The sequence below is a fragment of the Isoptericola sp. GX10416 genome, from assembly GCF_056590155.1.
On sequence record NZ_JBWPVO010000007.1, the window covers coordinates 1 to 22,074 of the forward strand.

16 protein-coding genes are annotated in these 22,074 nt (G+C 73.1%); 8 read left to right on the forward strand and 8 right to left on the reverse strand.

Annotated features, from left to right (window positions below):
- Nucleotides 1-89: 89 nt before the first annotated feature.
- Together ACWAT2_RS11425 and ACWAT2_RS11430 are read right to left on the reverse strand one after the other, a co-directional pair.
- Entirely contained in the window at nucleotides 90-1,088 is a 999-nt protein-coding gene (locus ACWAT2_RS11425) for an Fpg/Nei family DNA glycosylase (protein ID WP_402376366.1), read from the reverse strand.
- 1 nt (nucleotide 1,089) lies between these two features.
- Nucleotides 1,090-1,548 (reverse strand): ribose-5-phosphate isomerase, encoded by a 459-nt coding sequence (locus ACWAT2_RS11430; protein WP_402376363.1) that lies wholly within the window; start codon nucleotides 1,546-1,548, stop codon nucleotides 1,090-1,092.
- A gap of 79 nt (nucleotides 1,549-1,627) precedes the next feature.
- Between ACWAT2_RS11430 and ACWAT2_RS11435 the strand changes: the two genes are divergently transcribed.
- On the forward strand, nucleotides 1,628-3,640 hold the full coding sequence (locus tag ACWAT2_RS11435) for a M13 family metallopeptidase (protein ID WP_402376361.1): 2,013 nt from the start codon (nucleotides 1,628-1,630) through the stop codon (nucleotides 3,638-3,640).
- Between the two features lie 22 nt (nucleotides 3,641-3,662).
- Here the strand turns inward: ACWAT2_RS11435 and ACWAT2_RS11440 are convergent, their stop codons facing one another.
- Entirely contained in the window at nucleotides 3,663-4,724 is a 1,062-nt protein-coding gene (locus ACWAT2_RS11440) for a hypothetical protein (protein ID WP_402376359.1), read from the reverse strand.
- A gap of 68 nt (nucleotides 4,725-4,792) precedes the next feature.
- Nucleotides 4,793-5,470 carry a TetR/AcrR family transcriptional regulator C-terminal domain-containing protein gene (locus tag ACWAT2_RS11445; RefSeq protein WP_402376356.1) on the reverse strand — a complete coding sequence of 226 codons (678 nt, stop codon included), beginning with the start codon at nucleotides 5,468-5,470 and terminating at the stop codon, nucleotides 4,793-4,795.
- Between the two features lie 89 nt (nucleotides 5,471-5,559).
- Between ACWAT2_RS11445 and ACWAT2_RS11450 the strand changes: the two genes are divergently transcribed.
- Together ACWAT2_RS11450 and pepN are read left to right on the forward strand one after the other, a co-directional pair.
- Nucleotides 5,560-6,150, forward strand: coding sequence for a DUF4386 family protein (locus ACWAT2_RS11450; RefSeq protein ID WP_402376353.1), 591 nt, complete (start codon nucleotides 5,560-5,562; stop codon nucleotides 6,148-6,150).
- A 64-nt stretch (nucleotides 6,151-6,214) separates the two neighbouring features.
- Entirely contained in the window at nucleotides 6,215-8,788 is a 2,574-nt protein-coding gene (gene pepN / locus ACWAT2_RS11455) for an aminopeptidase N (RefSeq protein WP_402376350.1), read from the forward strand.
- A gap of 81 nt (nucleotides 8,789-8,869) precedes the next feature.
- On the opposite strand, the gene malQ is transcribed toward pepN, so the two are convergent.
- Nucleotides 8,870-11,038 carry a 4-alpha-glucanotransferase gene (gene malQ / locus ACWAT2_RS11460; protein WP_402376384.1) on the reverse strand — a complete coding sequence of 723 codons (2,169 nt, stop codon included), beginning with the start codon at nucleotides 11,036-11,038 and terminating at the stop codon, nucleotides 8,870-8,872.
- Between the two features lie 111 nt (nucleotides 11,039-11,149).
- Between malQ and ACWAT2_RS11465 the strand changes: the two genes are divergently transcribed.
- On the forward strand, nucleotides 11,150-12,145 hold the full coding sequence (locus ACWAT2_RS11465) for a mechanosensitive ion channel family protein (protein WP_402376347.1): 996 nt from the start codon (nucleotides 11,150-11,152) through the stop codon (nucleotides 12,143-12,145).
- 52 nt (nucleotides 12,146-12,197) lie between these two features.
- Here the strand turns inward: ACWAT2_RS11465 and ACWAT2_RS11470 are convergent, their stop codons facing one another.
- Nucleotides 12,198-12,437 carry a PTS sugar transporter subunit IIB gene (locus tag ACWAT2_RS11470; protein WP_402376345.1) on the reverse strand — a complete coding sequence of 80 codons (240 nt, stop codon included), beginning with the start codon at nucleotides 12,435-12,437 and terminating at the stop codon, nucleotides 12,198-12,200.
- A 193-nt stretch (nucleotides 12,438-12,630) separates the two neighbouring features.
- Here ACWAT2_RS11470 and ACWAT2_RS11475 point away from each other — a divergent pair, with 193 nt between their 5' ends.
- From ACWAT2_RS11475 to ACWAT2_RS11490, 4 genes are all read left to right on the forward strand, one after another.
- Nucleotides 12,631-13,014, forward strand: coding sequence for a globin (locus ACWAT2_RS11475; RefSeq protein WP_402376343.1), 384 nt, complete (start codon nucleotides 12,631-12,633; stop codon nucleotides 13,012-13,014).
- 68 nt (nucleotides 13,015-13,082) lie between these two features.
- Nucleotides 13,083-13,979 carry an acyl-CoA thioesterase gene (locus ACWAT2_RS11480; RefSeq protein WP_402376340.1) on the forward strand — a complete coding sequence of 299 codons (897 nt, stop codon included), beginning with the start codon at nucleotides 13,083-13,085 and terminating at the stop codon, nucleotides 13,977-13,979.
- Between the two features lie 47 nt (nucleotides 13,980-14,026).
- Nucleotides 14,027-15,010 (forward strand): DNA topoisomerase IB, encoded by a 984-nt coding sequence (locus ACWAT2_RS11485; RefSeq protein ID WP_402376338.1) that lies wholly within the window; start codon nucleotides 14,027-14,029, stop codon nucleotides 15,008-15,010.
- The gene (locus ACWAT2_RS11490) at nucleotides 15,007-16,539 is read left to right on the forward strand and encodes an SDR family oxidoreductase (RefSeq protein WP_402376335.1); all 1,533 of its coding nucleotides are present in this window, start codon (nucleotides 15,007-15,009) and stop codon (nucleotides 16,537-16,539) included. The genes ACWAT2_RS11485 and ACWAT2_RS11490 overlap by 4 nt, the downstream gene beginning before the upstream one ends.
- An 11-nt stretch (nucleotides 16,540-16,550) precedes the next feature.
- Here the strand turns inward: ACWAT2_RS11490 and ACWAT2_RS11495 are convergent, their stop codons facing one another.
- Nucleotides 16,551-19,241, reverse strand: coding sequence for a glycoside hydrolase family 48 protein (locus tag ACWAT2_RS11495; protein ID WP_402376332.1), 2,691 nt, complete (start codon nucleotides 19,239-19,241; stop codon nucleotides 16,551-16,553).
- A gap of 109 nt (nucleotides 19,242-19,350) precedes the next feature.
- Nucleotides 19,351-22,002, reverse strand: a complete 2,652-nt coding sequence (locus ACWAT2_RS11500; RefSeq protein WP_402376382.1) for a substrate-binding domain-containing protein — start codon at nucleotides 22,000-22,002, stop codon at nucleotides 19,351-19,353.
- Nucleotides 22,003-22,074: the final 72 nt, after the last annotated feature.

Genomic DNA, 22,074 nt, shown 5'->3' on the forward strand with positions numbered 1-22,074 from the left:
ATGCACCAAGGCCGCCTCGTCATGGACGGACCCGTCGACCAGGTCACCACCGCCTACAAGAAGTTCGTCCGCGCGCAGCGGAACAAGAGCTAGCCCTGGCACACCCCGCACCAGAACAGGTTGCGGCCGGCCAGCTCCTTGAGCAGCACGGGGGCACCGCAGACCCGGCACGGCTGCCCGTCACGGTGGTACACGTAGAACGCCTGCTCCGGCGGCACGGCTCCGGGATCCCCGTCGGAGTTCTGGCGGGTCCGGCGTCGTGCGTCCGCGGCACCGCCGTCGGCCGGCCCGGACCGGTGCTCGGGCCGCGTGGTGACGATCCGGCCGGTGTCCGCGCCGTCGCGCATCAGGACGACCAGGTCGTCCCAGACCGCCGCGAGCGCCGTCGCCGGGACGTCACGCCCCGGGCGCAGCGGGTCGACGCCCGCGCGGAACAGCGCCTCGGCACGGTAGATGTTGCCGACCCCGGCGATCACGGCCTGGTCCATGAGCTGCTGCCCGACGGTCACGCGCGAACGCCGGGCCCTGGCGACGAACGCCTCGCGCGCCGCGCCGAGGGACGCCCGGCCGCCGTCGGGCCGGATCGGGTCCGGCCCGAGCCTCGCCTCGACGCCCGCCTTCTCGACGGGCGTGAGCACCTCGCACGCGGTGGGACCGGTCAGGTCTGCGACGGCGTGCGGGCCCAGCAGACGAGCCCGCACCGCCCCCCGCGGGTCCGGCGGGACCCACTCCCCCGGCGTCGGCACGGGAGCGGGGAGCGAGTCGCGCTCACCGATCCGTCGCCGCGGTGCCCCGATGGCGTGCACGACGTCGGTGCTCCCGTCGCCAGCGAACGTCCAGGCCCCGTAGAGACCCAGGTGGACACGGAGCCAGTGCACGGGCTCCTGGGGCACGGAGGCTGACGGGGCGGCCGCGAAGCCGACGAAGAGCTGCTTCCCCCAGGCCTCGGCCGTCACCACCGTGCCGCCGTCGAGCAGCGACGCCCCGGCCGCGAACCGGCCCTGCGGGCTGGTGACGCGCACCGGACGGCCGCCGAACAGCTCGCGCAGCATGCGGGCGAGCCGGTGGACGGTGTGCCCCTCGGGCACGTCAGGCGGAGGTGCGCGACGCCTCGTAGGCGGCGAGCTGGTCGATCCGGCGCTGGTGGCGCTCGTCGCCGGAGAAGGGCTCGGCGACGAAGGCGTCGACCAGCGCCGCGGCCTCCTCGAGCGAGTGCATGCGTCCACCGACGGCGACGACGTTCGCGTCGTTGTGCTGCCGGCCGAGCGTGGCGGTCTCCCGCGACCAGGCCAGGACGGCGCGCACACCCGTGACCTTGTTCGCGGCGATCTGCTCGCCGTTGCCCGACCCGCCGATGACGATGCCCAGCGACCCGGGCTCCGCCACGACGGCCTCCCCCGCGGAGAAGCAGAACGACGGGTAGTCGTCCAGCGCGTCGTAGGCGTTGGCACCGTGGTCGATGACGTCGTGCCCCGCGGCGCGCAGGTGCTCGACGAGGTGGGACTTGAGCTCGAATCCGGCGTGGTCGGCGGCGATGTGCAAGCGCATGGCCCCATTCTCACCCACGCGCGACCCTGCGTGCCGCCTCGTCTCACCGACCATCCCGCTCGGTGCGTACGCTGGCGCCATGACGACCGACGCGACCGGGCTGCGGTCCGGCATCGACACTTCAGCACTCGACCAGGGCGTCCGCCCGCAGGACGACCTGTTCCGCCACGTGAACGGCCGCTGGCTCGACTCGTACGAGATCCCTGCCGACCGCTCCATGGACGGGGCGTTCCGTGCGCTGCACGACGCGGCCGAGGAGCAGGTCCGCGAGATCATCACCGACGCGGGCGCGGCGGCGCGGCGCGGGGAGGCCACGGGCTCCCAGGCTCAGGTCGGCGCCCTCTACGCGAGCTTCATGGACACCGAGCGGATCGAGGCGCTCGGCACCTCGCCGGTGCACGAGGAGCTCTCGACGATCCGGGCTGCCACGGACCGGGCGGCGCTCGCTCGCGTGCTCGGCACGCTCCAGCGCACCGGTGGGGGCGGCGCCGTCGCCTTCTACGTCGACAACGACGCCAAGGACCCCGAGACGTACGTGACGTACCTCGTCCAGGGCGGCATCGGCCTGCCCGACGAGGCGTACTACCGCGAGGACCAGTACGCACCGATCCGGGCGCGGTACACCCCGCACGTGGCGCGCATGCTGACGCTCGCCGGCGTCGGGCAGGACGCCTGGGGCACGACGGCGGCCGACGCGGCCGAGCGGGTCGTCGCCCTCGAGACGGGGCTCGCCTCGCACCACTGGGACGTCGTGCGGGACCGCGACGCCACCGAGACCTACAACCCGACGACGTTCGACGCGCTGGTCGCCTCCGCGCCCGGCTTCGACTGGGCCGGCTGGGCCGAGGCTCTCGGAGCCCCGGAAGGCTCCCTCGACGCGCTCGTGGTGCGCGAGCCCTCGTTCGCCACCGGCTTCGCCGAGCTGTGGGCGTCGGCCGACCTGGACGACTGGAAGCTGTGGGCGGCATACCACCTGATCACCGCCCGCGCGCCCTACCTGGCCGACGCCGTCGTTGAGGCGAACTTCGACTTCTACGGGCGCACGCTCTCCGGCGCCCAGGAGGTGCGGGAGCGCTGGAAGCGCGCTGTCACCGTGGTCCAGGCCGCGCTCGGCGAGGCCGTCGGGCAGGAGTACGTGGCGCGCCACTTCCCGCCCACGCACAAGGAGCGCATGGACGAGCTCGTCTCGTACCTGGTCGCGGCCTACCGGGAGTCCATCCAGGAGCTCGACTGGATGACCGACGAGACCAAGCAGCGCGCCCTGACCAAGCTCGACAAGTTCACGCCCAAGGTGGGCTACCCCGTGCGGTGGCGCGACTACTCCGGCCTCGAGATCGCCGCCGACGACCTGGTCGGCAACGTCCGCCGCGCCCACGCGTTCGAGCAGGACTACGAGCTGGGCAAGATCGGCCGGCCGCTGGACCGCGCCGAGTGGTTCATGACGCCGCAGACCGTCAACGCCTACTACAACCCGGGGATGAACGAGATCGTCTTCCCCGCGGCGATCCTGCAGCCGCCGTTCTTCGACCCGGACGCCGAGGACGCGGTGAACTTCGGCGGGATCGGTGCGGTCATCGGTCACGAGATCGGCCACGGGTTCGACGACCAGGGATCCAAGTACGACGGCGACGGACGTCTCGAGGACTGGTGGACGCCCACCGACCGGGCGGAGTTCGAGCAGCGGACGAAGGCGCTCGTCGACCAGTACGGCGCCTACCGGCCGGCCCAGCTGACCGACGACGACGCGCACGTCAACGGCGCGCTGACGATCGGCGAGAACATCGGCGACCTCGGCGGGCTGTCCATCGCGATCAAGGCGTACCGGATCGCACTCGGCGGGTCCCTGGACGACGCCCCGGTCATCGACGGCCTGACGGGCCTGCAGCGCGTGTTCCTCGGCTGGGCCCAGGTGTGGCAGGCCAAGGGCCGCGACGAGGAGGTCGTGCGCCGGCTGGCCACCGACCCGCACTCGCCGAACGAGTTCCGGTGCAACGGCGTCGTGCGCAACGTCGACGAGTACTACGAGGCGTACGACGTCGCGGCGGGTGACGCGCTGTACCTGCCGGCCGACGAACGCGTCCGGATCTGGTGACCTCGTCCGGCGTCGGGGCCCGTCAGTAGGTCCCGACGCCGGCGCGTGCCAGCGAGAAGCCCTTGCCGGTCGGGTCGTGCTGGCAGTACATGCCGTCCTGCTCGCTGTTGCACGTGAAGTCGCCCTCGGTCACGGACTCGCCGTAGGGCACGTCGTCCAGCTTCTTCGGGGCCTTCTTGGGCTTCTCGGCGCTCGCGACGCACGGGAGCGCGACCTCGCCCTCGCCGTCGAGGGTCACGACGTAGCCGGAGATGCCGTCGCAGCTGTCCACCGGCGCGGGCTGCTGGTTCAGCTCGGCGATCGCGCACGAGACCTGCTTCTCGAAGATCTCGCACGAGATGTTGCGCGACGGCGAGGCGAACGTGCTGACCGACGCTCCCGGGTCTGCGGAGGCGGACTCGTCCTCCTCGTCCTCGTCCTTCGTCTCGTCGGCGCCCTGGCTCGCGACCGGTCCCGGCTCCGCCCCCGCCTCGACCGACGGCACGTCCGACCCGCCCAGCACGTTGATCGCGAAGACGACCGCCACGATGATCAGGATGGCGTCCGCCGCGATGAACGCGATCCAGCCGGGTGTCAGCCGCTTCCCGCTCCGCCTCGCCGCCGGTGCGGCCGGGTTCTGCGTGGTCCCGGCGGGCGGCGTGGGCTGCTGGTAGGCGTACTGCTGCGGCGTGTACCCGTACTGCTGCGGGGGCGCCTGGCCGTACGTCGGCTGGTGGTATTCGGGCTGCTGGTACGCGGCCGGCTGATAGGCGGGCTGGCGCACCGGCGCGGTGTACTGCGTCTGCTGGGGCGCCGGTGCGGGCTGCGGCTGGTGCACCTGGGTGGGTGCCGGCTGCAGCTGACCGGGAGCCGGGGGGATCGGCGCGTGCGGGCTCGCCGTCGGCTGGTGGACCGCCGTCGGGGGCGCAGGGGCGTGGCTCGGCGCGGGCGACGGCGAGCCCGTCGCCCGGGCGTCGGGTGCAGCGCCAGGGGCGAACGACGGCGGGCTCGCCGCGGACTGACGTCGCACGGGCTCGCGCGAGTCGCCACCGTGACCCTGGGCAGGGCCGGGCGGCGGCGGGGGCGGCGGCACGTTGCCGGACATCTGGACTCCCTCCCGGGACGGCCGGCCGCTACGACCGGCCGACGCGCTGACGCGCACAGCGCAGGATGTCACGACCAGGTCTCGTCCGTCGAACCCGCACCTCCTGCCGCTGACGGTCCGCCGAGGGCCGCGACGGCGTCGAGGACGGCGTCCAGGCCCGGTTCGAACTCGGCGCCGAACGTGTAGTCCGGCCGGGCGACGTACCCGCGCGCCAGCGCGGCCAGGTGCGGCAGCTCGTCCGCCAGCTCCGTCCCCGGGTCGAACGCCGCCACCATCTGTTCGCGCGCCCCCGGAGCGGCCGGCACCGCGGACTCCTGGAGGACGAAGCCGTACACGTAGGCGTCCACCACCGTGTAGGCGCGCGCCGCGGCAGGCAGGGAGAACCCTGCTTCGCGCAGCACGCCGAGCACGGCGTCGTGGTGGCGCAGCGCGGCGGGCCCCGGCGAGACCCGCGACTCCATCAGCCCCAGCGCCCACGGGTGCCGGAACAGGACCGCACGGGCCGAGACGGCACGTCGTCGCAGCTCGGCCCGCCACCCGCCGGTGGGGTCCGGCGTCGCGACCTGCGCGAGCACGGCGTCGACCATCCCGTCCAGGAGGTCGTCCTTGCCCGCGGTGTGCCGGTAGAGGGCCATGGGCTTGTATCCCAGGGACGCCGCGACCGAACGCATCGTCACGGCGGCGATCCCGTCGGCGTCGGCGACGGCGGTCGCCGCCGCGAGGATCGCGTCACGATCGAGGGGCATCTCGCCTCCGGCTGGTTGACGGCAGGTCGTCGCGACCCTAGCGTACTAAGTACACGCGTACTTAGTACGCACCCAGAAGGGATCTCCCCGTGCCATCACCGTCCTCGTTCCGCCTCGTCGCCGGCCGACTCACCGGCATCCTCTTCCTCTCCGCCTTCGTCCTCTACGGAGCCGGCAGCGCACTGGCGCCGGGAGCCCTCGGCAGCGCCCTCGTCCTCGCCAACTCGGCCGCCGTGGTCACCATCGGCGTGCTGTGCGCGCGAGTCCTGCGTCCCGACGCCCCGGTCACGGCCCGCACCTACCTCGTCGCGCGTGGCGTCGAGGCCCTGCTCCTGGTGGTCGGGCTCTGGCTCGTCGTCACCGGTCGTGCCGGCGACGACATCGCCTACGCCGGAGCGATGGTCGCCCTGGCGCTCGGCAGCCTGCCGTTCTGCCGTGCCGTGGCGAACCGTTGGGTCCCCCGCTGGTTCGCGGTCTGGGGCGCGGTCGGCTACGTCCTCATGGCCGCGGGAGCGGTGGCGGACCTGCTCGCCACCGGGCCCGGCATCTACCTCGCGGTCCCCGGCGGCCTGTTCGAGATCGCCTTCGGCGTGCTGCTGGTGGTCCGCGGGTTCCCGAGGGTGAGAACCGCGCCGTCGCGCCCCGAAAGGGTTCGGCACGCAGGGGCCGAGGTGGCATGATCGACGCACGCGACCGCGACGACCTCGTGGTCGGCGCCACCCGTCACCGTCCCAGGGAGCACCCGTGCCCGGAGAGAACCTGACCCGCGTCGAAGCGATCGAGCGCGCCGGAGTCATCAGCACCGTCGAGTCGTACGCCGTCGACCTCGACCTGACCACCGGTCCGGAGACGTTCTCGTCCACGACCGTCATCCGGTTCTCCGCGGTCGAGGGGTCCAGCACCTTCGTCGACCTGGTCGCGCCGGTCCTGCGTGAGGCGACGCTCAACGGACGCTCGCTCGACGTCACGGAGGTCTTCGACGACTCGCGCATCGTCCTCGAGGGCCTCGCCGCCGAGAACGAGCTGCGCGTCGTCGCCGACTGCGCCTACATGAACACCGGCGAAGGGCTGCACCGGTTCGTCGACCCGGTGGACGGCGAGGTCTACCTCTACACGCAGTTCGAGGTCCCCGACGCCCGGCGTGTCTTCGCCACGTTCGAGCAGCCGGACCTCAAGGCGCCCTTCCAGCTCAGCGTGACGGCACCGGCCGCGTGGCACGTCGTGTCGAACCAGCCGACGCCGGAGCCGACGCCCGCCGAGCACGCGACCGAGCCCGACGTCGCCGCGGCCCGGTGGGAGTTCGGGCCCACGCCGCGCATCTCCACCTACCTGGCGGCGCTCGTCGCCGGGCCGTACGCCGTCGAGCGCGGCGAGGTCACGTCGTCCGACGGCCGCAGGATCCCGCTGGGCGTGTTCTGCCGCTCCTCGCTGTCCGAGCACCTCGACGCCGAGGCGATCATGAACACGACCCGCCAGGGCTTCGCGTTCTACGAGGAGACCTTCGGCGTCCCCTACCCGTTCGACAAGTACGACCAGCTGTTCGTGCCCGAGTACAACATGGGCGCGATGGAGAACCCGGGCTGCGTCACCTTCACCGAGTCCTACGTGTTCCGCTCCCAGGTGACCGACGCCGTGCGGGAGCGCCGCGTCGTCACCGTGCTGCACGAGCTCGCGCACATGTGGTTCGGCGACCTCGTCACCATGAAGTGGTGGAACGACCTGTGGCTCAACGAGTCCTTCGCCGAGTACGTCTCGACGCTCGCCACGGCCGAGGCCACCGAGTGGGAGGCGGCCTGGACCACCTTCAACGCGATGGAGAAGACCTGGGCCTACCGCCAGGACCAGCTCCCGTCCACGCACCCGATCGTCGCGCCGATCGACGACCTCGAGGACGTCCAGGTCAACTTCGACGGCATCACCTACGCCAAGGGCGCCTCGGTGCTCAAGCAGCTCGTGGCCTGGGTCGGGCGCGAGGAGTTCGTCAGCGGCGTCTCGGCCTACTTCCGCAAGCACGCCTGGGGCAACACCGAGCTGCCCGACCTGCTGGTCGAGCTCGAGGCCACCAGCGGCCGCGACCTGGGCGCCTGGGCGAAGACCTGGCTGGAGACCGCGGGCGTCAACACGCTGCGCCCCGTCATCGAGCTCGACGACCACCGCCGCATCACGTCGTTCCAGATCGAGCAGACGGCCCCCGCCGACCACCCCACCATCCGCCCGCACCGCCTCGGCATCGGCTGCTACGACCTGGACGACTCCGGCGCCGTCGTGCGCACGCGCTCCGTGCAGGTCGACGTCGACGGCACCCGGACCGCGGTCCCCGACCTGGTCGGACTGACGCGGCCGGACCTCGTGCTGGTCAACGACGACGACCTGGCCTACGCCAAGGTCCGCCTCGACGACGCGTCGCTGACGTTCGCCGTCGAGAACCTGTCGCGCATCAGCGACCCGCTGGCCCGCTCGCTCGTGTGGGGCTCGGTGTGGGACGCGGTGCGCGACGGCGAGACGCCGGCGTCCGCGTACGTCGACCTGGTCCTGGGCAACATCGCGGCGGAGACGGAGTCGACGACGGTCCGGACCACGCTGGCCCAGCTCGGCCTGGCCGCGCGGTCGTACGTGGCTCCCGAGCGCCGGGCTGCCACCCTGGAGCGGGTCGGCGACACCCTCTGGACGCTGGCGCAGGACGCAGGTGCCGGTTCGGACCTGCAGCTCCAGCTCGTCAAGTACTTCTCGACGCTGGCGTCCACCCCGGCGCACGTGGCCCCGCTGCGCGGTCTGCTCGACGGCTCCGTGGCCCTCGACGGCCTCGCGGTCGACACGGACCTGCGATGGGAGCTCCTGCAGGGGCTCGTCCAGCTCGGTGCGGCCGGCGACGACGAGATCGAGGCGGCCCTGGCCGCGGACGACACCGCCTCGGGCCGCCAGGCCGCGGCGCGGGCTCGTGCGGCGACGCCGACCACGGCGGGCAAGGAGCGCGCGTTCGCCTCGGTGGTCGAGGACGCCGACGCACCGAACGCGATCATCCGCGCGACGGCCGCCGGGTTCGTGCAGGTGACCGACCCCGCGGTGCTGGTCTCGTTCGCCCAGCGCTACGTGGACGCCCTGCTGCCGATCTGGGAGACCCGCAGCTATCACATCGCGGAAGAGCTCATCGAGGGGCTCTACCCGGCTCCGCTCGCGTCGACGCGGCTGCGGGACACCGTCCGCGGCTGGCTCGAGACGCACGCCGACGCCCCGTCGGCCCTGCGTCGCATGGTGATCGAGGCGTTGGCGGGCACCGAGCGCGCCCTCGCCGCCCAGGCGGTCGACGCCGCGGCCTGACGTCGCGGCACCGCCCCGGCGAGCGAGAGGGCCCGGACCTGGTGGTCCGGGCCCTCTCGGTCCGTCTCGCGCGGGTCGGTACTACCTCGTCGAGGCGACGGCGGCGAAGAGCGATCGCAGGCGCGCGTTGTCGAAGAGGTCCTCGATCAGCACCACGTTCCCGGCGGAGTCGCCGAGCGGCACCTTCCAGTTCGGGTACTCCCGGTCGGTGCCCGGCTGGTTCTGGGCACGCCGCTCCCCCACGGCGTCGACGAGCTGGACCCCCACCAGGGCGGCCGACGAGCGCCGCAGGTACCGGTGCAACGCCTCGACGACCTCACGCTCCGACGGGTTGTCCCCGACGAGCCCCTGCTGGGCCAGGACCGCGACCGCCGCGTCCCGCTCGGCGCGAGCCTGCCCACGCAGCGCCTGGGCGTCGTCGGCCAGGAGGCCGAGCCGCTCACGCAGGTCGACGTGCTCGCCGGCGAGGTACCCGGCCGTCGGTGGCATGTCGTGCGTGCCGACGGTCGCGAGCGTCAGACGGCGGTAGTCCTCCGGCGCGGTCGGCCGGCCGTCCGTCTTCTCGAACCAGAACACGGACGTGCCGAGGACTCCCCGGTCCGCCAGGTACTCACGCACCCACGGCTCGAAGACGCCCAGGTCCTCGCCGATGACGACGGCGCCGGCGCGCTGCGCCTCCAGGGCGAGGATGCCGACCAGCGCGTCGTGGTCGTAGCGCACGTAGGCGCCGTCACGCGCGGACATGCCCTCGGGCACCCACCACAGGCGGAACAGACCCAGGACGTGGTCGACCCGCAGGGCACCGGCGTGCCGCAGCGCGGTGCGCAGCATGTCCCGGTAGGGCCCGTAGCCGGCCCGCGCGAGCGCCCGCGGGTTCCAGGGCGGCTGTGACCAGTTCTGCCCCTGCTGGTTGTACATGTCCGGCGGGGCGCCCACCGCGACACCGCGGGCGAGCACGTCGCCGTTCGCCCACACGTCCGCCCCGTGGGGGTGGACGCCGACGGCGAGGTCGTGGACGATCCCGAGCCGCATCCCGGCGTCGACCGCCGTGCGCTGCGCCGCTGCCTTCTGCTCGTCGAACACCCATTGCAACCAGGTGAAGAAGTCGATCCGCTCGGCGAGCCGCTCGCGCGCGGCCGCGACCGCCGGGGAACCCGGGTCCGCCAGCTCGGCGGGCCAGGGCTTGCCGCCCAGCTCCTCGACGATCGCGCACCACGTCGCGAAGTCCTGCAGCCCGGGGCCCTGGGCGGCGACGAACTCCTCGTACGCGGCCTGCCGCGCGGCACGCCGCGGCGCGGAGTGCACCACCTCCAGCGCGGCCTTCTTCGCGTCCCAGACGGCGTCCCGGTCGAGCGGCCCGCCGTCCCCGTCGAGATACCGCACCGGGTCGGCCGCCCACTCGACGAGGGAGCGGTCCGCGGCGGAGAGGTACGCCGTCTCCAGGATGTCCTCGACACGGACGTAGACGGGGTTGCCGAACCTGCGAGACGTCGGCAGGTACGGTGACGGCGTCATCGGGGTGGAGGGCTCCGCCGCCGAGAGCGGGTTCACAGCCACGAAGTCCGCCCCGGCACGGTGCGCCGTCAGCCAGGCGAGGTCGGCCAGGTCGGCCAGGTCCCCGAGCCCCCACGACGTGCGCGATCGGACCGAGTAGAGCTGTGCGAGGACGCCCCACGCCTGACCACGAGCGAGGTACGGCGGCAGCTCGAGACGGTCCGGGGTGACCACCAGGGTCGTGGAGAACTCGTTCCCCTCGCTCAGGGCGTACAGCGTGTGCCAGCCCAGGGAGACGTCCGCAGGCACCGTGAACGTCGCGCGGCCCAGACGCCGGCCGTCGACCTCCCGCGGCTGGACGTCGTTCTCGGACTGCAGCAGATCGCGCCGTGGGCGCACGGCGTGGCGCCGACTGGCCGGCTCGGCACCGTCCAGCTCGAGCCACACGTGCACCGACGCGCCGTCCGTGACGTGCACCGGCACGTCGGTCTCGCGCCCCTGGCGCGCGACGACGGTCGGCGGCAGCACCGAGCGCCACTCCTCGTCCCGGACGCGGCGCAGCGCCTGCGAGATCGCCTGCGGGCCGCCGGCCTCGACGCCGAGCGCCTGCAGCACGGCGACGAGCGTCGCATCGGGCACGCGGGCGACCTCGCCCCCGAACCGGTGGTACTCGGTGAGCACCCCGTACGCCGCGGCGAGCTCGTGCAGCTCGGCGCGCACGCCGTCGTCGGGCACGGCCTGATCCATGTCCTTCATGCTCACGGGGACGATCCTGCCACCATCGGTCGTCCGGGGCCGACCCCCCACGCCAGGAAGCGGCCCGACGACGTTGCCCACGGGCCGGGACCGGCCGTTACGGTGGCACGCGTGAACTTGCTACTCCCCGCCACCGCGCCGCGGACCACCAGCACGCCCGACCCGTCGCCGTCACCCGTCCTCCCGGAGGAGATCGGGGAGGCGGGCGACGCCTTCTGGACCTGGTTCACCGGCTGGCCGCTGCACGTCCTCGTCATCCTCGTCGTCGGCGTGCTCGTCCTCGTCCTGCTGCGCCATCTCATCTCCCACGTGACGGAACGGATCGCCACCGGCAAGCCCGCCACCGAGGACAAGAGGACCAAGGACCGGGTCCGACGGTCGCCGATCGTGGGCGACGCGATCGGCATCGCGAACCCGCTGGCCTCCGCCCGCCGGGCGCAGCGGGCCCGCACCGTGGGGTCCGTGCTGAACTCGACGGCCAACATCGTCGTCGGCGTCATGATCCTGCTCATGGTCCTGACGGAGTTCGGGTTCGAGGTCGCACCGCTGCTCGCCTCCGCCGGCGTGGCCGGCATCGCGCTCGGTTTCGGCGCGCAGTCCCTGGTCAAGGACTTCATCTCCGGCGTCTTCATCCTCATCGAGGACCAGTACGGCGTGGGCGACGTCGTCGATCTGGGCTCCGGCGCCGACGGTGTCATCGAGGAGGTGCAGCTGCGGACCACGCAGGTGCGGTCCCTGGACGGCACGCTGTGGTGGGTCCGCAACGGCGAGATCCTGCGCGCCGGCAACCGCACCCAGGGCTGGTCGCGCGCGCTGGCCGAGGTCCGGGTCCCCGTGGACGCCGACGTCGACGTGGTCCGGACCGCGCTCGGCCGGGCGGCCGACGCCGTCGCGGCCGACCCCGAGCTGAGCGACGAGTTCCTCGAGCCGCCGTCGGTGCGCGGCGTGGACGCGGTGACTGACTTCTCCCTCGCCTTCACCCTGCACGCCCAGGTCAGGCCCGGCATGCAGTGGGAGGTCTCGCGCGCGCTGCGCCGCGCCGCGCAGGACCAGCTGCGGCGCGTCGACGTTCTGCGCACCGACGTGATCGCGTCCGACGAGGCCTGACGGCACTCGGCGGCGGGCACGCCCTGGACGCGTGCCCGCCGTCCGGCACCGCTCAGGCCGAGGTGAGGCGTCCGTCCAGCTCCGCTGCCAGGTTGTCGGCCTCGGGGCCCACGATGACCTGGATGATGGTGCCGGATCGCACCACGCCGAACGCACCCGACGCCTTGAGTCCGTGCTCGTCGACCAGCCGGGGATCGGACACCTGGACACGCAGTCGCGTGATGCACGGTTCGAGCTCGACGACGTTGGTGGTCCCGCCGAGGGCTGAGAGGATGTCTTCCGCCTTGCTCATTCGGTATCTCCCCAGGAAGTGGTTCGTCGGATCGCGTCTTTGCAGGTCCATCACCACCTTAGCGTCTCGGGCAACAGGGCGGGTCGGTGGCGGGTCGGTGGCGGGTCGGTGGCGGGTCGGTGGCGGGTCCTCAGCAGGCCGGGAGTGACCGTCGCCACGGACGACCGCCGCGCCGATCTGGGAAGATGTGCCGGTGACGACACCCAGCTTCTACGACGACATCGGCGGCCACGCCACGTTCGAGCGCCTCGTGGACGAGTTCTACGTGGGCGTCGCGGACGACGAGGTGCTGCGCCCCATGTACCCCGAGGAGGACCTGGGCCCCGCCAAGGAGCGGCTCACCATGTTCCTCGAGCAGTACTGGGGCGGGCCCACGACGTACAGCGAGCGGCGCGGGCACCCGCGCCTGCGGATGCGCCACGCCTCGTTCAAGGTGAACCCGGATGCCCGCGACCGCTGGCTGGCACACATGCGCACCGCCGTGGACTCCCTCGAACTGGCCCCGGCCCACGAGTCCCAACTGTGGGACTACCTGGAGCGCGCGGCCTTCAGCCTGATCAACACCTTCGAGGAATGATGCGGAGCGAGCGTGCGAGCGCAGCACCATTCCGACCACCGACACGAGGATCGATGCCGAACGTGAGCATGACCGACACCACCGACGGACCGCTCGACCAGCTGCTGGCAGCGCTGGACCTGCGGGAGATCGAGGGCTGGGGTCCTCGCGGCGAGGACGATCTCTGGCGCGGCGAGTCCGTCCCTGGGCCGGGTCGGCGCGTGTACGGCGGGCAGGTGCTCGCCCAGGCCCTGCTGGCGTGCGGCCGGACGGTCGAGGACGACCGGCTCCCGCACTCGCTGCACGCGTACTTCCTGCGCGAGGGCGCCCTCGACTCTCCGGTCGACTTCGCCGTCGAACGGCTGCGGGACGGGCGCTCCTTCAGTGCGCGCCGCACGCACGCCCTCCAGGCGGGCCGGCCGATCCTGTCGCTGACGGCTTCGTTCCAGGTGGACCAACCCGGCTATGAGGCACAGGTCCCGATGCCTGACGGCGTCCCCGCACCGGAGGACGTCACCTCGACGTTCGAGGCGCTCTCGGGCGTCGACCACCCGGCGGCGAAGTACTGGTCGGAGGGGTCGGCGTTCGAGCTGGCGCACGTGGGCGGGTCCGTCTACCTCGGCGCCGCGACGGACCCCCGGCCGGACCAGCTGGTCTGGGTCCGCGCCCGCCACGCGATCGACTCCGACGACCGGCTGCTGCACCGCGCGCTGCTGGCGTTCGCGTGCGACCAGGTGATGCTCGAGCCGGTGCTGCGCCAGGCCGGCACGTCGTGGCTGGACGTGGGCGGGAAGGTCCCCATGGCCTCGCTCGACCACGCGATGTGGTTCCACCGGGACGCGCGCGCCGACGAGTGGCTGCTGTACGTCCAGGAGTCCCCCGGTGCCCAGGGCGGCCGCGGGCTGGGGCTCGCGCGGGTCTACGACCGCTCCGGCGCCCTGGTGGCGACGATCGCGCAGGAGGGCATGGTCCGCCTGGCCGGTTGACGCCGTCGTCCCGTGCGCGATGACGCGGTTCGTTCCACACTGTCCACGTGCGTCTGCGCCGTTCGTCACCGTCGGACCGGGGCTACTCGCGCCGCCGCAAGGGCGACGCATGGGTGTTCCTGGACGTCGACGGCATGCCCCTGGCAGACACGGACCAGATCGAGCGGTGCCGGCACCTGGCGATCCCGCCCGCGTGGACGGACGTGTGGATCTGCCGGCACGAGAACGGCCACCTCCAGGCTTTCGGGCACGACGACGCGGGGCGGGGACAGTACCTGTACCACCCGCAGTGGCAGGAGCGGCGCGCCCGGCGCAAGCACGACCACGTGCTCGAGATCGCTCGGCGGCTGCCCGCCGCCCGGCGGGGCGTCACCCGCGACCTGGCCCTGCCGGGTTTCCCTCGGGAGAAGGTGCTGGCGCTCGCGTTCCGCCTGCTGGACGACGCCTACTTCCGGGCGGGCAGCGAGGTCTACGCCCGCAAGCGCGGGACCTACGGCCTCGCCACGATCCGCAAGGAGCACGCCCGGGTGGCGCGAGACGGCTCGGTCCACTTCCGCTACCCGGCGAAGTCGGGCCAGCTCCGCGACGTCGTCGTGTCCGACGAGACGGTGGCCGGCATCGTGGCCTCCCTCAAGCGCCGACGGGGTGGTTCCGAGCTGCTCGCGTGGCGGGACGACGCCGGTGGCGTCCGATCGTGGTACGACGTCGCGAGCACGGACGTGCAGGCCGACATCCGCGCGCGGCTCGGCGAGGACGCGACGCCCAAGGACTTCCGCACGTGGCACGCGACCGTCCTGTCGGCGCAGGCGCTGTCGCGCGTGGGCGCTCCGCCGGGGTCGAAGCGCGCGCGACGGCGCATCGCGGCCGACATCGTCCGGGACGTCGCGGAAGAGCTCGGGAACACCCCCGCCGTGGCCCGGTCGTCGTACATCGACCCCCGGCTGTTCGACCTGTGGGAACGCGGCGAGACGATCCCTGCCGTCCGGCGCCGTCGGGCGGCCGAGCGGGCCGTGCTGGAGCTGCTCGGATGAGGGCCGTCGTCACCGGGGTCACCGGTTACGTCGGCGGGCGCCTCGTGCCCGAGCTGCTCGACGCCGGGTTCACGGTGCGCGCCGTCTCGCGGAACCCTGCCCGCCTGGACGGCCGGGAATGGGTCGACGACGTCGAGCGGGTGGCGGCCGACGTCGGTGACCTCGATGCGGTGCGCGCGGCGCTCGAGGGCGCCGACGTCGCCTACTACCTGGTCCACTCGCTCGGGACGGGCCGGACGTTCGAGGCGGTCGACCGGCGCAACGCCCTGACGTTCGCCCGGGCCGCCCGCGAGGCAGGCGTGGGCCGCATCGTGTACCTGGGCGGCCTCTACCCCGACGTCCCCGAGGGAGATCTGTCCGCCCACCTCGCGTCGCGCAAGGAGGTCGAGGAGATCCTCCTGGCGTCCGGGGTGCCGACGGCGGTGCTGCGGGCGGCGGTGATCCTGGGGTCGGGATCGGCCTCGTTCGAGATGATGCGCTACCTCACCGAGCGGCTGCCCGCGATGACGACGCCGCGCTGGGTGGACAACAGGCTCCAGCCGATCGCGATCCGCGACGTGCTGCGCTATCTCGTCGGCGCGGCGTCGATCCCCTCCGAGGAGTCGCGCGGGTTCGACATCGGCGGTCCCGACGTCCTGACCTACCGGGAGATGATGCACCGGTACGCCCGGGCCGCCGGGCTGCGACGGCGCCTCGTCGTCGGCGTCCCGGTCCTGACGCCGGGTCTGTCGAGCCTCTGGGTCGGTCTGGTCACGCCGGTGCCGTCGGCGATCGCCAGGCCGCTCGTCGACTCGCTGCAGCACGAGGTGGTGTGCCGCGAGGACGACGTCCGCCGGTTCGTGCCGGACCCGCCCGAAGGGCTCGTCGGCGTCGACGACGCGATCGAGCTGGCGCTGGCCCGCATCCATGACGGCGAGGTGACCACGCGCTGGTCGTCGGCGTCGGTGCCCGGCGCGCCGTCGGACCCGCTCCCCACGGACCCGGACTGGGCCGGCGGTTCGCTCTACGTCGACGAGCGGCGCACGGTCGTGGAGGCGCCGCGCGAGGTGCTGTGGCAGGTCATCGAGGAGATCGGCGGCCAGGGCGGGTGGTACTCGTGGTCGCTCGCGTGGCAGGCGCGGGGGCTGCTGGACCGCCTGGCGGGCGGCCCCGGCCTGCGGCGCGGCCGGCGGGACGAGCACCGGCTGCGGGTCGACGACGTGCTGGACTTCTGGCGCGTCGAGGCGATCGAGCCGGGCGAGCGCCTCCTGCTCCGGGCCGAGATGCGACTGCCGGGCCTGGCCTGGTTGGAGCTGCGGGTCGACGAGGCCGCGGCCGAGGTCACCGACGACGACGGCGGTCCCGTGCCCGAGGACGCCACCGGGCCCGGGCGCACCTACTTCGCCCAGCGGGCGCTGTTCCACCCGCACGGTCTGGCCGGCCAGGCCTACTGGTGGTCGGTCGCGCCGTTCCACGGCATCATCTTCGGGAGCATGCAACGGAACGTGGCCCAGGAGGCCGAACGGCTCGCCGGCCGCTCGGCCTCCTGAGCGGGGCGGGATCAGCCTGCCGGAACGGTCCCGCTGCACTCGAGCGCCTGTTCGGGCGGCGGCGCCCCGTTGCCGATGAACCCGACCGTGGCGGACTGGTCGGGACCGAGGTCCGCGTTCCACGACTCCGGCGTGACCACCCCGTCGGCGAGACGGCCGCCCCACACGTTCGACGTCGTCAGACCGCCGGGGGCCACGACCTGCCAGCCCTGGACGCCGTCGGCGCCGCCGGTGACCGTGATGGCACCCTGGTACCCGCCGGACCAGGAGTTCGCGGTGGAGTACTCGGCGGTGCACGCACCGGCCGGTGGCTCGACCTCTCCCTCCCCCGTCGTCACCGTGACGGCGTCGGACTCCTGAGACACGTTGCCCGCGGCGTCGTGCGCGGTGACCGTGTAGGCGTACTCGGTCGATTCCTCCAGACCGGTGTCGGTGAACGACGTCGTGCTGCCACCGACGCTGTCGACGACCTCGCCGTCGCGGCTGACGTCGTACCCGGTCACGCGCACGTCGTCGGTCGACGCCGTCCACGCGAGCTCCACCGTGGTGCCGGCGGCCGTCGCCGTCAGGTCCTGCGGCGCCGTCGGGGCCTCGGTGTCCTCGGGCGGCTCGACGTCGTCGCCGAAGAGCCGGTCGTAGTCCGCGAGCGCCGTCGCCACCGCCGTCTGGGCCCAGAACCGGTGGTAGGTGAACTCGGGCTCCGGCCCGCCGTCCAGGTGGTCCTGGACCTTGTCCCACTCGGGGTCGTCGCGCAGGAAGGAACGGATGTCGATGAACGACACGCCGGGCTCGATGACGTCGCCGTTCGGCATGGTGCCGCTCCAGCCCTCGGGCACGTAGATGCCGTCGCCGTCGGGCTCGGTCAGCACGTCGTCGAACCGGCCGTAGTCGCCCCGCGCCTCGGTGGTGGCCACGCCCATCGGGTCGGAGCTCTGCGTCCAGATGGCGTCGAGCAGGTCGTGGGAGACCTGCTGCGCCTGGGTGTCCCCGGACGCGGCGGCGTAGTACATCAGCGTGCGGGCGAGCGCGCCGGCGACGCCGACGTCCTGCCCGTATCCGGTGACCTCGACGCTGAGCCCGGAGTTGTCTCCCGGGTTCGCCGCGTCCCAGGTGTCGGGCTGCCCGCTCCAGGCGATGTTGGACGGGATCTGCCAGTCGTCCTCGGTGACCGTGATGTGGGAGATCACCCACGGCACCCAGGCGTCCAGGATGTCCTTGGCCCGGTCGTCACCGGTCTCGTGGTACAGCTGCGCGATCCGCTCCACGCCCCAGCCCTGCATGCCGAACCACTCGTTCGACGGCGGGTCGTGGTAGACGGGTGCCTCGTCGTAGGCCATGCCGTAGAACGTCGACATCCCGGCCGGCCGTTCGGCGTAGGCGCCGTCCCAGCTGTTCGTGGCGCCTCCCGCGATGCCGCCCTCGGGGGACTGGAGCCACTGGAAGAGCTCGACCTGGCGGTCGAGGCTCTCGGACCAGTCGTCGTCGGCGGTGGCGGACTCGGGCACCAGGTCCGGGTCGTTGGCCAGCGCCCAGGCCGCCATCGGGTTCTGGTAGCCGAAGTGCGCGTGCGAGGAGCCGATGCGCCACGCCCACGGAGCCTGCTCGTCGAGGGCGCCGCCCCAGGCGTAGTACCAGCTCAGCAGGTAGTGGGCGCTGTCACGACCGGTGCCGGCGGGGCACGACGGCGAGTCGCAGCCCGGCGTCTTGAAGTACTTGTCGAACAGCGAGTACCGCAGGTAGTCGCCCATCTTGGCGGCCTTGGCCACGGTCCCGGCGACGGCCTCCGGCTGGCCCTGCTCGGTGGCGAACTTGTTGGCCCAGTAGGCCGCTTCGACGGCTCGGGCGTCGGCGTCGGGGGCGTTGGTGTACTTCCACTGCGTCGCCGGCTGCGGGTCGGCCGTGAACAGGTCGACGTAGCCGTACTCACCACCGAACGAGAAGTCGTCGATCGCGGGCTGCGGGATCGTCTCCCACACGGACTCCTCGGGCCCGCGCTGGAAGGTGTTGATGTAGCTGGTGCCCTCGTGGTCCGGCCCGAGCAGCTCGCTCGACCCGGGCGCGGCACCGTAGCCATACACGTTGTCGACGTCCGCGAGCCAGTGCATGCCGTAGATCTCGTCGGTGCCGTAGGTCTGGGACAGCTCACCGGCCAGCGGGTCGCTGCCGACCGCGACATCGCTGTCGAGCTCGGAGGGGTAGCCGCTGGGGTGGTTGTGCTCGGCGGCATAGGTGGCCGGGCTGCCGGGATCGTAGGCGCTGTTGGTGGGCTGGTTCTCCGAGGTGGGGATCATGTACGCCTCGAGGGTGTCCCAGGCGTGGTTGAAGGGCTCCCAGTCCCCGGTCACCTGGCCGTAGGACGTCTCCAGCCAGAGCCAGAACGAGTACGCCTCGCTCGTGGTCTCGTGGCCGTTGTCCGGGGCCTCGACCATCAGCGACTCGACCGAGTGGTACGGGATCCCCTGGTCGGAGAAGTAGCCGTTCGCGGGGTCGTGAACCTTGTCGTACAGCTCCAGGAACCGCTGGGTGTACTCGCCGTCGGTGTCGAGCTCGCCGAGCGCCGTGGCGACGGGGGCCGCGGCGACGTCGGCGGTGCCGGACCCGGGCGGCGCAGCGCCGGCGGGGACGGCCGCGACCAGGGCGGCGAGCGTGGCTGACGCCGCGGCTCCTGCCAGCAGCCTGGTGCGGATGGATGCGCGATGCATGGTGCACCTCTCTTCGTTGAGCGGACACCCTGACGATCGGCGCATGGAAGCGTTCCCACAACACGGCGAAACGTTTAGGGCCACGCCCCGGAAAGGCGGTGGCTCAGCGTCAGGCGTGGACGTCGACCGACGCCTCCCATCGCAGCACGCCGACGTCCCGGCCCAGCTCCGCCGTGACGCGATCCAGGACGTCCGCCGCCGTCAGGTGCCCGTCGCTCGGCTCGGTCGTGGCGACCCGCCGCACGTGGGCACCAGGGTCGAGCGCCGCGGAGAGCCGCGCCGCACGGTGCTGCGCCGACCGGTCGTCCTGCCCGTCCAGCAGCACGGCGATGCCCGAGATCCCGACGGCGGTGGCGCAGTCGTCCTCGTCGATCTCCCCTCGCAGGCGGCGCAGGACGGCGCGGGTCGGCGGCCCGGGCAGCGACACGGCCAGCACCTGCCACGCGTACGCGGGCAGCCGCCGGCGCCGACGGATCGCCCGCTCCAGCCGGTCGACGAACAACTCGTGCGCGACGAGGCCGGTCTCCCGGTCCACGAAGGGCCGGTCGACGGGGACCGACAGCTGCGACGTCGCCTGCCCGACCAGGGCCATCGACCCGACCAGCCGGGCGGGTCGGTCGCCGGCGTCGTGCACCGTCACCGCCCGGCACCGGACCCTCAGGTACGTGCCGTCGGCGTGCCGGATGCGGTGCTCCACGTCCAGCGGCTCCCGCGTGCCGGAGAGCTGCGCGGCGACGGCGGCGTGCACGCGCCGCACGTCCTCCGGGTGCACCCGGGAGAACCACTCGCGCGGGTCGTCGGCGAGCGAGCTCCGGTCCTGCCCCACCGTCCTGGCCCACACCTCCGAGTAGCGCACGGTCCCGGCGTCGACGTCCCAGTCCCACGTGCCGTCGTCGGAGGCGATCGAGACCAGCGCGGAACGCTCCTCGACCTCCGCGACGTCGTGCGCCAGCGCCCGTTCGCGCTCCGCCTCCTCGACCAGCCGACGGCGCTGGTCCAGCAGGGAGGCCAGCGACTCCTCCGCCTCGAGCGCCACGGCGAGCATCGCGGCCCAGTGGTTGTAGCGGGCGCGGGTGCTGGTCGCCCGCGAGTCGACGAGCCCGCCGACGGCCAGGAAGCCCCGGTCGCTGCGGCCGAACGCGACCGGCACGACCACGGTGAGCGACCGCGGGTCCGTGAGGGCCGGCGGCGGGAACTCCTGCGAGGGCATCGTGCGGCCCACGAGGTTCTCCCCCGCGCCGCCCCGTGCGCCGACGATGCGGAGCACCCGCTCGCCGGGCCGCGCCGGGTCGTCCTCCCACAGGGCGAGCGCCGCCGTCGACGTCCGCCCCCGGGGCATCCAGTCCAGCCGGCGCAACGACTCGCCGTCGGCGCGCATCAGCTCGAGGTCGACGAGGTTCTGGTCGACGAGGTCCTGCTCGAGCCGTCCGGCGCGCGCCAGGTCGCCGTGGGCGCAACCCCGGGCGAGGGCGACGACGATCTGGCAGAGCGCCTCCTCGACGGCGTCGGCCGCATCGGACTCGAGCCCGGCGACCACGACCGGGCCGTCGCCGCGCGCCTCGGCCGCGACGGCACGGTCGGCGAGCCGCTCGCGCACCCGTACGCTCTCGAGGCGCAACGCCGGGACGAGCTGTTCGAGCGCACCGGGACCGGGCCGCAGGGTCGCCGTGCGGTCCCCGAGCGCGCGCAGCGCGGTGGCCGGCGGTTGCTGGGCGGTCGCGACGCTCGCCTCGACGAGCTGGCGCACCATCGTGAGCCAGGCCTCGGTCGCCCCGGGGTTGCGCACGCCGTCGGCGCGCGCGAACACCACTCGGGCCACCGTGCCGAGCGGGTCCGGGTCGCAGGCCGGCGTGCTGCCCTGTACCACCACGGTGCTGCGGGTCCCGCGCGCACAGCCACAGGACTCGCGCATCACCAGGGCCGAGACGTCCAGCCGGTGCGTACCGCTGACGCGCTCTCCGCGTGCCCGCGCCAGCACGAGCTCGGCGGCCAGCTCGCCGACCGTGTCGTGCATGGGGTCCACCGACGACAACCGAGGCCAGGTGCGGGCACCCACGTCCGAGTTGTCGAACCCGACGACGGCCTGGACGGAGGGGGCGTCGAGCCCGGACAGGTGCAGCCCGCGCAGGAACCCGACCGCGTTGCGGTCGGTGGCCGCGACGGTCGCCGTCGTGGCCATGCCCTGCTCGGCCAGCCGGCGAGCGACCGCCTCCGCCGCGGCCTCCTGGTTGTCGCGGGTCCGGTAGACGTGCTCGGGCGCGTGGTCCAGGCCGTGCGCCGCGAGCGCGTCGCGGAACGCGTCGTAACGTTCGGCGATGTCTCGCTGGTCGGTGCTCCCGAGGAACCCGATGCTGCGGTGGCCGTGCTCGACCAGGTGGTCGACGGCGGCCCGGACCCCACCGACGTTGTCCGGAGACACCGCGGGCGCCCGGAGGTCGTCGGGCGGCACACCGAGCGTCACGACCGGGATGCCCGTCGCGTCGAGGCGCCGCAGCTCCGCGTCGGCGAGCGCCGTCGTGACCACGACGAGCCCGTCGTAGGCGCTCAGGCCCGGTGCGGCGCGACGGTAGGGCGGTACGGGGAACTCGTCGCGGTCGATGTCGGCCGGATAGGTCTGGACCGCGACGAGCCGGTGCCCCTCGGAGCGCAGCACGCGGGCCATCCCGGCGAGCATCCGTCCGAAATAGTAGCCGCCCACGACCGGGCACAGCACACCGATCGTCAACGTCTTGCCTGGTCCTCTGCCTGCCTGTGTCCACATCGACACCTGCACCACCGTCCTCGCAGTCGAGTCCTGCGTGCGTCCCCCGCAGGTGCATCATGCCCTGAAAAC